Below are 12,052 nucleotides of genomic sequence, written 5' to 3'. Positions count from 1 at the left end.
TTGGGGGGAGGGGATTCCGGACGACCTGGCATTGTCTTCAAATTCAAGGACATGAACAGATAAAAATACCGGCGCTCGGCCTGGCATGAAGTGTGCGTTAGCCCTTGTAAGGCACACACTCCACCAGGCTCGGTACTCGGACCTGCGGTTTCAAGGAGTCGACCTTGTTAAACAAAGTACTGGTTGTCGAAGACGAACAACTGCTTGCCGAAAACCTCAAGGATTACCTTCAGGCGCAAGCGTTGGAAGTCCGGATAGCTCACGACGGTGCCATGGCAATCGGTGAAGCCGAACGTTTTGCACCTGATGTGATGGTGTTCGATTACCGCTTGCCGGATATGGAAGGCTTTGAGGTGCTCGATGCCGTCCGCCAGAACAGGAAGTGTCATTTTGTGCTGATCACCGGGCACCCAACCGCTGAAGTCTGTGAGCGGGCCCGACAGTTAGGTGTCAGCCATATCCTGTTCAAACCCTTTCCGTTGGCGGAATTGGCCCGTGCAGTCTGCGACCTTCTGGGGATGGAGCGCGAAGCCAAAGCAGGCGTGAGCACTTCTGAAGGTTTTGTCGAACGACGCCAGAGCAGGACCGAGAGTTTCCCGCTGCAGTTGTACGACGGCAGTTGGGTGCTGGCGGATCGCCGACGAACATCGGCCTCGCTGGCGCCGGACGACGAACAATTGCTCACCGGGGAGTAATGGCGCGACACGACGTTCCGGCTTCCGCCGCAATGGCCTGCCGCGCCGACAGGGCTCTAAGCCCCCGGCGTTGGAGAGCAAGCCATGGAACGTCTATCACTGGCCGTCGAACCGGCACCGTTGGACTCTGCACCTTCACGCTTTTCCAGTGAGCAATTGGCCCAGGCGCGGATCCGGGCCGCCAGTTCCGGCGAACGGGTACTGGACGCCCTCGGGGTGTTGTGCGAGCTGGCCCCCATGCCCTTTATCCAGTGCCTCGGCGCGACCCTGCATTACCCGGTGCTCGACACCGATACGCTGTTTCAGGCCACTCCAGTATTTGACCGGGTCACCCTGGCCCAATGCCTCAAGCGCGAATTCATCCTGCTGCGCCACGCCGACGAAGTCATCGGAGTGTTCGCCGACCCGTTCGACACCGCGCGCCTGGCCTGGATCGACGATTGCCTGCACGGTGCGCCGCTCTATCTGGTGCATGCCGACGACCTGAAAGCCTACCTGGCCCGTCACGAAGAAAGCTTCCACGCGGTGGAGTCGCTCAACGCCCAGGCCGACGCGAACGTCGAGATCGACAACCTGCAAAGCCTGTCCCTGACCAGCATCAGCGAAGACGCGAGCGTGGTGGTCAAACTGGTCAACTCGACCCTCTACGACGCGCTGAAAATGCACGCCAGCGACATCCACTTGGGCACTACCGGCAGCGGTCTGGTGATCAAGTACCGCATCGACGGCGTGCTCAACAACATCAGCAAGATCCAGGGCAGCGAGTTCGCCGAGCAAGTGATTTCCCGGGTCAAGGTCATGGCTGAGCTGGACATCGGCGAAAAACGCGTGCCCCAGGACGGGCGCTTCAAAATCGGCATCAGCGGTCGGCAGATCGACTTCCGGGTGTCGATCATGCCGAGCATTTTCGGCGAAGACGCGGTGCTGCGGGTGCTGGACAAACAGGACCTGGCGGACAAAGTCAGCGGCGTGCAGTTGCAGGCCCTGGGCTTCGAAGAAGAAACCCTCAAGCAACTGCGCCGGCTCGCCGCCGAACCCTACGGCATGGTGCTCGTGACCGGCCCCACCGGCAGCGGCAAGACCACCACGCTCTACGCGATGATCACCGAGATCAACCACGGCGTGGACAAGATCATCACCATCGAAGACCCGGTGGAATACCAGCTGCCGGGCGTCCTGCAAATCCCTGTGAATGAAAAGAAAGGCCTGACCTTCGCCCGGGGTTTGCGTTCGATCCTGCGCCACGACCCGGACAAGATCATGGTCGGTGAAATCCGTGACCCGGACACCGCGCAGATCGCCGTGCAATCGGCCCTCACCGGGCACCTGGTGTTCACCACCATCCACGCCAACAACGTGTTCGACGTGATCGGCCGCTTCACGCAGATGGAAATCGACCCCTACAGCCTGGTCTCGGCGCTCAACGCAGTGCTGGCTCAGCGGTTGATTCGCCTGGTGTGCGCCAGTTGCAGCGCCCCGCACCAGCCGACCGAGGAAGAACTGCAAGCCTCCGGGCTCGACCCGCAGCAGGTCGGTCATTACCAGTTTGTGCATGGCAAGGGCTGCGGCCATTGCCGGGGCACCGGGTATCGCGGGCGCACGGCGATTGCCGAGCTGCTGCACCTGGACGACGAGTTGCGGCAAATGATCGTCGAGCGCCAACCGATTTCGAAAATCAAGGCCCACGCCTGTAAACGTGGCTTGCGGCTGTTGCGCGAGTCGGCGCTGGAACTGGTGCAAGCGGGGCGTACTACGCTCGAGGAGATCAATCGTGTCACTTTTGTCTCGTGATCGTTATGTCGCCGTGCTGGGCGCCAGTGGCGTCGGCCTCGGCCAGCGCCAGGGCAGCGACACCCGCTGGCTGGGCAGCGTCGGTTTTATCGACGAAGGCTTCCACGCCTGGGCCGTTGCCCTGGAAACCCTCGACCGGTTGCTCGGCGAGCATGCGCGTTCCGGTGCGGAGTTGAGCGTGGTGATTTCCGGGCACTTCAGCCGCTTTTGCCTGGTGCCCTGGAGCGACCAGATCAGCAGCCCTGATGAATTGCTCGGCTTCGCCCAACTGTGCTTCGAAGACCTCTACGGCGTGCCGACTCAACCCTGGAGCCTGGTGCTCTCGGCGGAACCGGCGGGTTACGACCGTATCGCTTCGGCCTTGCCCCAGGACTTGCTGCAACGCCTGCGCAGCCTGGTCAGCGCTCGCGGTTTGCGCCTGCGTTCGGTGCAACCGTACCTGATGGCGGCGTTCAACCACTTCGATAAAAGCTTCGACGCCGGGGACTTCCTGTTCGTCGTCGCCGAGCCGGTGCGCAGCGTGTTGCTGCTGGCCCGGGAAGGGCGCTGGACCTCGGTGCGCTCGGTGGGCAGCAGCGACAGCGATACCGCGCTGACCGCGTTGATTGGCCGGGAAAACCAGTTGCAGGCTTCCAGCAGTGAACGGCCGCTGAACGTCTACCTGCACGCGCCGGCACGGATTGACTCGCAACCCGAGGTGCCCGGTGTGCACTTGCGGACCCTCGAAGAAGACCGGACTGGCGTACGGGATTGCCTGTACGTGATGTCCCGGGCGGTGGCCTGACATGCGCGCCCTGACCCTCGACTTCCAGCCGCGCCGCCGCTCGGGCCCCTTGGGCTGGAGCCTGCTGACTGCTGGCGTGGCGCTGACTCTAGCGTGCGTATTCGCTCAGCAGCACCTCGCCCAGCAATCCTCCCAACAACAGGGCCACTTGCAACACGCCCAGCGCGAACTCACTGGCGACAGCGGCGGCAAGGTCGGCCTGACCCCGGCCGAAACCCGCGAGCAAGCACAAAACCTCGCCGAGATGCGCAAGGTGTCCCAGCAACTGCGTCGGCCATGGGAACGCCTGTTCGCCATGCTCGAAGCCATGCCTCGGGATGACATCGCCTTGCTGACCCTGACCCCGGATGCCCGCAAAGGCCAGGTGCGGATCAGCGCCGAGGCGCGGGATCTGGAAGCGATGCTCGAATTTCACCAGCGTCTGGAAGCCAGCGACGAGCTGTCGGACGTGTCCCTGCTGAGCCACGAAATCGTCGCCAACGTGCCGGAACACCCGGTGCAATTCAACCTGTCGGCGACGTGGGAGATTGGCGATGCGAATCCCTAGACTGATCGTGCACGAATACCTGCAAGGCCTCGGTATCCCGGGCCTGGCCGGGATGGCACTGGTGGCCGTGACGCTGATGTATGCCTTGGCCGGGCTGGTGCCGGACTGGCAGTCGCTGCAAACCCTCAGCCAGCAGACCCGCGAAGCCGGCGAGTACCTGGCCAAGGTCGAAGACGGCAGCGTCGCGCCACCGGTGGTACCGCAACGCCAGCTCGACGACTTCCGCAGCAAGTTGCCGTCCCAGCCGCAAGCCACGGTGGCCATCGACAAGATCTACGCCTTGGCCGCGCTGGAACACATCACCTTGGCCCGGGGCGAATATTCCCTGGGCATCGATCCCAAGACTCATCTGGCCCGTTATCAGATTCTGCTGCCGGTGCGCGGCAGCTATCCGCAACTGCGACGCTTCCTGCACGCCTTGCTCGGCCAGTTGCCGGCGGTGGTGGTGGAGGACGTGGAGTTCCAGCGCAAGAAGATCGCCGACACCGACCTGACCGGGCGGATCCGCATGACCCTTTACCTGTCGAGGTCGTGATGAATACCAAACGCGTAGTGGGTTGGGTGGCGTTCTTCGGCGTGGCGGCGGCGCTGGCCTGGTTGCCGGATTACTTGCGGCAACCGGAGGACGGTGAAGTCACCGTCGCCACGGTGGCCAAACCCGCCAAAGGTAAAACACCGGTCGCTGCCGCCAGCCTCAAAGCGGCGCCGATCAAGGACTTGAGCCCGTCCGGCGACCTGTTCGCCACCCGCAGCTGGAAGGCTGCGCCAGTACTGGCCAGCATCACCGAACAACCCGTCAACCTGACCCCGGTGGTGCAAGCCCCCAGCGCACCAGCGATGCCTTTCCAGTTCGTCGGCAGGCTGCATAACCAATCCGACCTGCAAGTGTTTTTGCAGAACGGCGAAAAAATATACGTCGTACGCAAAGGGGATGTGATCGACGACACGTGGCGGATCGAGGGCATTTCCGATGTGGAATTGAGCCTGGTCTACCTGCCTCTGCATTTGTCCCAGACCTTGTCTGTGGGGAGCACGCAATGAACAGATCCCGTTTGCTGATGAGCCTGTGCCTGAGCACAGCGCTGGCCGCGTGCAGTACGGCGCAAGTCGCCAACAAAGAAGCGTCCGACCTGATTGAACAAGGCCAATATGAAGCCGGGTTGGCGCGCATCCAGGAAGGCCTGCGGGAAAACCCTCGGGACACCGAATTGCACCTGCTGCTGAACACCGGCCGCGCCAAAGCGATTACCGCGCTGCTGACGGCGGGCGACACCGACCGTGCACGCCGGGACTTTCCTTCCGCTCGGTTGGCCTACGGCCGGGTGCTGACCATCGAACCGAGCAACCGCCGCGCCCAGGACTCCCTGAAGCAACTCGATTACCTGCGCAGCCAGGACGACAAACTCGAACTGGCCCGGGGCGACCTGCGCCGTGGCGACATTTACGGCGCCGACCGTCAGGTCAAACAGATGCTCGAACTCGATCCGAAAAATGAGGGTGCCCTGGAACTGCAAGGCAACATTCGCCTGGTCCAGAGCCGCAACGTGGTGCCGTATCCACAACTGCGTACTCGTCTGGATCGGCCGGTGACTTTGGAGTTTCGCGACGCCAACCTGAAAACCATTTTCGAAGTGCTGTCCCAGGTTGCCGGGCTGAATTTCATCTTCGACAAAGACCTGCGGCCGGACATGAAAGCCACGATCTTCGTGCGTGACGTGCGCATCGAAGACGCCGTGGAACTGCTGCTCCAACAAAATCAGCTGCACCAGAAGATCGTCAACGAAAACACCTTGCTGATCTACCCGGACTCGCCGCAGAAGCTCAAGGATTATCAGGAACTGGTGATGCGCACCTTCTACCTGACCAGCGTCGATGCCAACACCGCGCTGAACATGATCAAAACCATGCTCAAGACCCGCGACGTGTTCGTCGATGAGCGCCTCAACACCTTGACCATGCGCGACACCGAAGACGCGGTGCGCATGGCCGAAAAACTCCTGCAATCCCAAGACCAGTCCGACCCTGAAGTGGTGCTGGAAGTCGAAGTCATGGAAGTCGCCACCCAGCGCATTCTCGATCTGGGGCTGCAATGGCCGAACACTTTCGGCGTGGTCAACAGCGACGGTTCGGGGGTGACGATCCTTGATCAACTGAAGGGCATCAACTCCAGCCGGATCTCCATTTCGCCGTCGCCGCAAGCCAAGATCAATGCGCAGGACAATGACATCAACACCCTGGCCAGCCCGGTGATTCGCGTGAGCAACCGTGAACAGGCGCGGATTCACATCGGTCAGCGGGTGCCAATCATCAGCGCCACCTCGGTGCCTTCGACTCAGGGGCCGGTGATCACGGAAAGCGTCACTTATCTTGACGTCGGTCTGAAGCTGGAAGTGCAGCCGATCGTGCACTTGAACAACGAAGTGGCGATCAAGATTGCCCTGGAAGTGAGTAACGCCACGCCGCTGGAGCCGACCCGCCAGGGCACGATTCCGGTACAGGTCGACACCCGCAACGCGCAGACCACGTTGCGCCTGCATGACGGCGAAACCCAGATCCTGGCCGGGCTGGTGCGCAACGACCACGGCGCCACCGGCAACAAGATTCCGGGCCTTGGCGACATTCCTGGATTGGGCCGCTTGTTCGGCAGCAACAAGGACACCGTCGGCAAGTCGGAACTGGTGCTGTCGATCACGCCACGGATCGTGCGCAACCTGCCGTACCAGAGCCCGTCGGACATGGAGTTCCAGACCGGCACCGAAACCAGCATGCACATCCAGGCGCCTGACCGTGGCATGGAATCGGCGATTCACACCGAAGTCATGACCACGCCGGTTGCTTCGTCCGCCCGTGTTGTCGTCGAGAAGCCTTGATCATGAACGCCTCCCAGCGCGGTTTTACCCTGATTGAAGTCGTGGTGACGCTGGCCCTGGTCGGCCTGTTGGCCGGCATGGCCGCGCCCCTGACCGAAACCGTGGTGCGGCGTGGCAAGGAGCAGGACATGCGCGCGGCGCTGTACCAGATTCGCGACGCCATCGATGCCTACAAGCGCGCCTTCGACGCCGGCTATATCGAGAAGTCGCTGGCCAGCAGCGGCTACCCGCCGAACCTGCAAGTGCTGGTGGACGGCGTGCGCGATGTGCGCAGCGCCAAGGGTGCCAAGTTTTACTTTTTACGCCGGGTGCCCCATGACCCGCTGCTGCCGGTCAAGCGTAACGACGACGGTGGCTGGGGCTTGCGCTCCTACGACAGTACGGCTCAGAACCCACGGGAAGGCGAAGACGTGTTTGACGTCTACTCCAAGGCCCGGGGCAAGGGCCTCAACGGCATTGCCTACCGCGAGTGGTGAACCTATGCGTCGGGAAAAGGGTTTTACCCTGCTGGAACTGATGGTGGTGATGGCGATTATCGCCACGCTGATGACCATTGCCTTGCCACGCTATTTCAGCAGCCTCGAGGCGTCGAAAGAGACCACGCTGCGCCAGAGCCTGTCGGCCATGCGCGAGGCGCTGGATCACTATTACGGCGACACCGGGCGCTATCCCGACTCCATCGAGCAACTGGTTGAGCAGCGTTATTTGCGCAACCCGCCGACCGATCCGATTGCCGAACGCAAAGACCTCTGGGTCCTGGTCGCGCCGCCGGACGGTGTGCCGGGCGCAGTGGCCGATATCAAAAGCGGTGCTACCGGGAGGGCGCGTGATGGCAGCCTTTATTCCGAGTGGTAGGCCCGCCAGCGAGGGCGGTTTCACTTACCTGGGCGTGCTGTTCCTGATTGTGCTGATGGGCATGGGGCTGGCCAGCGCCGGGGAGTTGTGGTCCACCGCTTCGCGGCGGGATCGCGAGCGCCAGTTGCTGTGGGTCGGCACCCAATACGCCCAGGCATTGCGCAGCTATTACCGCAGTTCGCCGGGGCTGGCGCAGTACCCGAAAGAGCTGCAAGACCTGTTGCAGGATGAGCGTTTTCCATCGCCCAAACATCATCTGCGCCAGCTCTATCCGGACCCGATTGGCGGCGGTGAATGGACGCTGATGCGCGGTTTCGACGGACGCATCACCGGCCTCTATTGCCCATCCACCGAAACACCGCTGAAGCAGACGGATTTCCCCAGCCAATGGTCGGATTTCGTCGGCATGGCGAGCTACAAGGACTGGCAGTTCGTGGCCGAGAAAGCCTTCCTCGATGGCGCGTCCGGGCCCAAGCCCCAGTCAACAGCCCCACAGGCGTTGACGCCATGAACCGATATTGCCTGGCGCTGCTGCTGATATTGCTGAGCCCTTTGGCCCCGGCCGGTGAAGAGGACGAAATGATGGGCTTTATCGTCGACGACACGATCTCCCACATCGGCCACGACTTTTACTACTCGTTCAGTGAACGCCTGCGCGCCACCAGCCCGATGGATTTCAACCTGGTGGTACGCGAACGACCCTCGGCCCGCTGGGGCAGCCTGGTGACCGTGGAATATCAACAACGCCTGGTTTATCGGCGGTTCCTGCCGCCGAACACCGTGGAACTCAAGGACGAGGCGTACGACGCCGCCGACTGGGTTCGCCGGCAGATCGTCCAGCGCAAGCTGGAAACGTTATTGCAGGACACCACCGACCTGGAGAAGGACGAATTATGAACAAGAAAACGTTCTCACAGCGCACCGGCATTTGGCTCCTCGGGTTGGGCAGTTGCGGCCTGGTCCACGCCACCGAGCTGGTCTACACGCCGATCAACCCATCGTTCGGCGGTAACCCGTTGAACGGCACCTGGCTGCTCAACAACGCCCAGGCGCAAAACGATTACGACGACCCGGACCTGAAAAACCGCACGGCGGTGGCAGGCACCTCGGCCCTTGAACGCTTCACCAGTCAATTGCAGTCGCGGTTGCTGGGGCAGTTGCTGGACAACATCTCCACGGGTAACACCGGGAGCCTGTCCACCGACAGTTTTATCGTCAACGTCATCGACGACTCCGGCGCACTGAGCATTGAAGTGACCGACCGAGCGACCGGTGAAGTTTCGGAAATTCAGGTGAACGGCCTCAACCCTTGAAAGGGACTCAGGCTGCCGGGGAGTGAAGGACATGAAAAATATCATTGTGCTAGGGCTGATGTTGGCGGCATTACAAGGTTGCAGCTTGCGCGACACCATGCCGGCCGAACAGGACACGGAATCACCGACCCTCACACCACGGGCGTCGACCTATTACGACTTGCTGAAAATGCCACGGCCCAAAGGTCGCTTGATGGCCGTGGTGTACGGCTTTCGCGACCAGACCGGACAATACAAACCGACCCCGGCCAGCTCGTTTTCCACCAGCGTGACCCAGGGCGCCGCGAGCATGCTGATGGACGCGTTGCAGGCCAGCGGCTGGTTTGTGGTGCTGGAACGCGAAGGCCTGCAAAACCTGCTGACCGAACGCAAAATCATTCGCGCCTCGCAGAAAAAACCCAATACCCCGGTGAATATCCAGGGCGAACTTCCACCGCTGCAAGCGGCCAACCTGATGCTTGAAGGTGGAATCATTGCCTACGACACCAACGTGCGCAGCGGCGGGGAAGGCGCGCGGTATCTGGGGATCGACCTCTCCCGGGAATATCGGGTGGACCAGGTCTCGGTAAACCTGCGGGCGGTGGACGTGCGCAGCGGGCAAGTGCTGGCGAATGTCATGACCAGCAAGACCATCTACTCGGTGGGCCGCAGTGCCGGGGTGTTCAAGTTTATCGAGTTCAAGAAATTGCTTGAGGCTGAAGTGGGCTACACCACCAACGAACCGGCGCAGTTGTGTGTGTTGTCGGCGATTGAATCGGCGGTGGGGCACCTTCTGGCCCAGGGGATCGAACGGCATCTGTGGCAAGTGGCGGGGGACAACTCCACGCCCGTGCAGGACGAGACGTTGGGACGGTATCTGAGTCAGAACAAGATGGATCCGGAGAGCGAATAACCGCGACAGCCCGCTATCCCTGTGGGAGCGGGCTTGCTCGCGAAAGCTGAGCGTCAGGCGACCCATCTCTGACGAATGTACTCAGGCCATTTGTGGGAGCGAGCCTGCTCGCGAAGGCGTCCGGACAGCCGACCCGTTTCTTGCGGATGCATGCGCTAGTGTAGGAGCTGCCGAAGGCTGCGATCTTTTGATCTTCCCTGGACGCGAATGCCAAAGATCAAAAGATCGCAGCCTTCGGCAGCTCCTACAGTGTGGGATGAACAGTGGGCAGTGTGTCAGTGGACAGGCGTTTGCCGGATAGGGGTCTGCTACGCAGCCCAACGGGAGCAAGCTCCCTCGCCACAGATGGGGCCGGCAGATGCATCGCGTCATCGTTCTTCGCGAGCAAGCCCCGCTCCCACACTTGATCTTCATGCGCCACAAATTCCATGACCACCACAAATCCCTGTGGGAGCGGGCTTGCTCGCGAAGGCTGAGTGTCAGGCGACCCATCTCTGACGAATGTACTCAGGCCATTTGTGGGAGCGGGCTTGCTCGCGAAGGCTGAGTGTCAGACAACACATCCCTGGCGAATGTACTCAGCCCATTTGTGGGAGCGAGCCTGCTCGCTAATGCGGTGGCTCAGTCAATACACTGCCGCCTGACACACCGTATTCGCGGGCAAGCCACGCTCCCACAGGGGGGGGCGGTGTCGTTCGCAGGATCTGCGGCCGACGCAGGCTCCCTGTGGGAGCAAGCTTGCTCGCGATGGCGCCCGGACAGTCGCCCAATCTCACAGGCACAAAAAAACCGCGACCCCACAAGGGCCGCGGTTTTTATGCCGGGCGATTATTGCTGGAGAACACTCGCCTGGTTAGCCGAGCCAAACTGCTGAACCGTCGCCATTTGCGTCACACCACTCTGATCCACAGTGGCAATGTTCCCGGTCCCGCCCTGGGTGACGTACGCCACGTTCATCGTGTCAGCCTGCTTCACAGTGATCTGGTTATCACTGCCATACAACTGCGTGGTGAACGCCTGGTTGCCGGTGCCGGACTGGTCGAACTCAGTGCTGTTCCCGGTTCCGTTGGAAGAACCCTGCGCCAGGTTGGTCGTGCCGCGCTGGTCGGCGATGAGGATGTTGTCGCTGCCGTTCTGGTCGAAGTACAGCTCGTTGTAGTTTTCAGCCTGGCTGACCGTGGTTTTGTTGCCGGTGCCAGTCTGGTGGGTGGTCATGATGTGGCCGACGCCATCCTGTTTGAAGCTGGCCACGTTGTTGGTGCCGTTCTGGCTGATGTTCGCGCGTTGGTTGCTGCCGAACTGGCCGCCCAGTTGCGGGCCCTTCCAGTCGCTGGCGTAGACCTTGTTCCCGTTGCCCACGGAGGTGGCGTTGAGTACGTGGCTGTCGCCGCTCTGGTAGGTGAAGTGCACGTTGCCGGTGCCTTGCTGATAGAGCGCCAGGACCGAGCCGACGGAGTCGAACTGGTCGGCATAGATGGCGTTGACGTCGCCGACTTGCAGCACCTGGGCGTTATTGTTTTCGCCGAAGCTCTGGTCGACCACGGTTTCATTGGTTTGCCCGTATTGGTTGACGGTGGCCTGGCTGGCAGTTTGTCCGCCTTGCCAGACTTCGGTGGCGTTGAAGTCGCCGAACTGGTTGACGGTCACGGTACCGCCGATGCCATCGCGCTGATCGCCGTAGGCGTAGTTGCCTTCGCCGGCCTGGTTGAGGTTGATCTGGCCGCCCATGTGGGCGATCTGTTCGGCGGTGGCGTAGTTGGTGCTGCCGTACTGGATGATCACTGCGTTGTTGGCGACGCCCAGCTGAATCTGCTCGATATTGGCTTCGTTGTTGTCACCGAACTGGAAGGTCTGGCCGTTGGTGGCTTCCTGGCTGTCCTGATAGACGAACGAGAAGTTGCCGCTGCCTTGCTGTTGTTGCAGCACCTGGTTTTCGCCCATGCCAATCGATTGGCTGGCATGGCTGGTGTTGAAGCTGCCGACCTGTTGCTGCGTGATGTTGCTGCCGTTCTCGAACAGTTGCTCGGCGTAACCGGCGTTGTAGTCGCCGACTTGATCCTGGGTGATGGTGCCGGTGGCAGTGTCTTGGACGGCTGCGGCATCGTTGCCCTGGCCGAGTTGATGTTGAGTCGCGGTGCTGAACGGCGCCGCGGTCTGTTTCACGTCGGCGATGTTGGCGGTGCCGAGCTGGTTCTGCGTGGACACGCTGTCGTCGGCCAAGGCCTGGGCACTGACAATGACCAGGATGGCAGCGGTGAGGGGCGTCAATTTAAACATGATGAAACCTCCAAGGTGATTGCAGTGC

14 protein-coding genes are annotated in these 12,052 nt (G+C 61.5%); 13 read left to right on the top strand and 1 reads right to left on the bottom strand.

Features of this window, described 5'->3' with window-relative positions; all coding sequences use genetic code 11:
- The first annotated feature begins 164 nt into the window (after positions 1-164).
- From HB680_RS00395 to HB680_RS00335, 13 genes are all read left to right on the top strand, one after another.
- The gene (locus HB680_RS00395; RefSeq protein ID WP_163913982.1) at positions 165-695 is read left to right on the top strand and encodes a response regulator; all 531 of its coding nucleotides are present in this window, start codon (positions 165-167) and stop codon (positions 693-695) included.
- An 84-nt stretch (positions 696-779) separates the two neighbouring features.
- Complete coding sequence (locus HB680_RS00390; RefSeq protein ID WP_213936641.1) at positions 780-2,486, top strand: GspE/PulE family protein; 1,707 nt, start codon at positions 780-782, stop codon at positions 2,484-2,486.
- Positions 2,467-3,270, top strand: a complete 804-nt coding sequence (locus HB680_RS00385; protein WP_213936640.1) for a hypothetical protein — start codon at positions 2,467-2,469, stop codon at positions 3,268-3,270. Before HB680_RS00390 ends, HB680_RS00385 begins: the two co-directional genes overlap by 20 nt.
- 1 nt (position 3,271) lies before the next feature.
- Positions 3,272-3,817, top strand: coding sequence for a PilN domain-containing protein (locus HB680_RS00380; RefSeq protein ID WP_213936639.1), 546 nt, complete (start codon positions 3,272-3,274; stop codon positions 3,815-3,817).
- A complete protein-coding gene (locus HB680_RS00375; protein ID WP_213936638.1) occupies positions 3,804-4,352 on the top strand; it encodes a GspMb/PilO family protein in 549 nt (182 codons plus the stop codon). The genes HB680_RS00380 and HB680_RS00375 overlap by 14 nt, the downstream gene beginning before the upstream one ends.
- Positions 4,352-4,858, top strand: coding sequence for a hypothetical protein (locus HB680_RS00370; protein ID WP_213936637.1), 507 nt, complete (start codon positions 4,352-4,354; stop codon positions 4,856-4,858). The genes HB680_RS00375 and HB680_RS00370 overlap by 1 nt, the downstream gene beginning before the upstream one ends.
- A complete protein-coding gene (locus HB680_RS00365) occupies positions 4,855-6,687 on the top strand; it encodes a secretin N-terminal domain-containing protein (RefSeq protein ID WP_213936636.1) in 1,833 nt (610 codons plus the stop codon). Before HB680_RS00370 ends, HB680_RS00365 begins: the two co-directional genes overlap by 4 nt.
- Before the next feature lie 2 nt (positions 6,688-6,689).
- Entirely contained in the window at positions 6,690-7,163 is a 474-nt protein-coding gene (locus HB680_RS00360; protein WP_213936635.1) for a type II secretion system protein, read from the top strand.
- A 4-nt stretch (positions 7,164-7,167) separates the two neighbouring features.
- Complete coding sequence (locus HB680_RS00355; protein ID WP_054054499.1) at positions 7,168-7,542, top strand: type II secretion system protein; 375 nt, start codon at positions 7,168-7,170, stop codon at positions 7,540-7,542.
- Entirely contained in the window at positions 7,517-8,053 is a 537-nt protein-coding gene (locus tag HB680_RS00350; RefSeq protein WP_213936634.1) for a type II secretion system GspH family protein, read from the top strand. Before HB680_RS00355 ends, HB680_RS00350 begins: the two co-directional genes overlap by 26 nt.
- Complete coding sequence (csgE, locus tag HB680_RS00345) at positions 8,050-8,439, top strand: curli production assembly/transport protein CsgE (protein ID WP_213936633.1); 390 nt, start codon at positions 8,050-8,052, stop codon at positions 8,437-8,439. Before HB680_RS00350 ends, csgE begins: the two co-directional genes overlap by 4 nt.
- Complete coding sequence (locus HB680_RS00340) at positions 8,436-8,855, top strand: curli assembly protein CsgF (protein WP_149658700.1); 420 nt, start codon at positions 8,436-8,438, stop codon at positions 8,853-8,855. The genes csgE and HB680_RS00340 overlap by 4 nt, the downstream gene beginning before the upstream one ends.
- 31 nt (positions 8,856-8,886) lie before the next feature.
- Entirely contained in the window at positions 8,887-9,747 is an 861-nt protein-coding gene (locus HB680_RS00335) for a CsgG/HfaB family protein (protein WP_213936632.1), read from the top strand.
- A gap of 828 nt (positions 9,748-10,575) precedes the next feature.
- On the opposite strand, the gene HB680_RS00330 is transcribed toward HB680_RS00335, so the two are convergent.
- The gene (locus tag HB680_RS00330) at positions 10,576-12,024 is read right to left on the bottom strand and encodes a curlin (protein WP_213936631.1); all 1,449 of its coding nucleotides are present in this window, start codon (positions 12,022-12,024) and stop codon (positions 10,576-10,578) included.
- Between the last annotated feature and the right edge of the window lie 28 nt (positions 12,025-12,052).

The sequence above is a fragment of the Pseudomonas sp. dw_612 genome (assembly GCF_018449725.1).
In the GTDB taxonomy this organism is placed as follows: domain Bacteria; phylum Pseudomonadota; class Gammaproteobacteria; order Pseudomonadales; family Pseudomonadaceae; genus Aquipseudomonas.
Note: the sequence above shows the minus strand (reverse complement) of the source record. Positions and strands in the feature narration are given on the sequence as shown.

Coding starts and splice junctions, on each gene's coding strand:
- HB680_RS00390 (WP_213936641.1), top strand. CDS start 780: ATGGAACGTCTATCACTGGCCGTCGAACCGGCACCGTTGGACTCTGCA.
- HB680_RS00380 (WP_213936639.1), top strand. CDS start 3,272: ATGCGCGCCCTGACCCTCGACTTCCAGCCGCGCCGCCGCTCGGGCCCC.
- HB680_RS00375 (WP_213936638.1), top strand. CDS start 3,804: ATGCGAATCCCTAGACTGATCGTGCACGAATACCTGCAAGGCCTCGGT.
- HB680_RS00370 (WP_213936637.1), top strand. CDS start 4,352: ATGAATACCAAACGCGTAGTGGGTTGGGTGGCGTTCTTCGGCGTGGCG.
- HB680_RS00365 (WP_213936636.1), top strand. CDS start 4,855: ATGAACAGATCCCGTTTGCTGATGAGCCTGTGCCTGAGCACAGCGCTG.
- HB680_RS00360 (WP_213936635.1), top strand. CDS start 6,690: ATGAACGCCTCCCAGCGCGGTTTTACCCTGATTGAAGTCGTGGTGACG.
- HB680_RS00355 (WP_054054499.1), top strand. CDS start 7,168: ATGCGTCGGGAAAAGGGTTTTACCCTGCTGGAACTGATGGTGGTGATG.
- HB680_RS00350 (WP_213936634.1), top strand. CDS start 7,517: ATGGCAGCCTTTATTCCGAGTGGTAGGCCCGCCAGCGAGGGCGGTTTC.
- csgE (WP_213936633.1), top strand. CDS start 8,050: ATGAACCGATATTGCCTGGCGCTGCTGCTGATATTGCTGAGCCCTTTG.
- HB680_RS00340 (WP_149658700.1), top strand. CDS start 8,436: ATGAACAAGAAAACGTTCTCACAGCGCACCGGCATTTGGCTCCTCGGG.
- HB680_RS00335 (WP_213936632.1), top strand. CDS start 8,887: ATGAAAAATATCATTGTGCTAGGGCTGATGTTGGCGGCATTACAAGGT.
- HB680_RS00330 (WP_213936631.1), bottom strand. CDS start 12,024: ATGTTTAAATTGACGCCCCTCACCGCTGCCATCCTGGTCATTGTCAGT.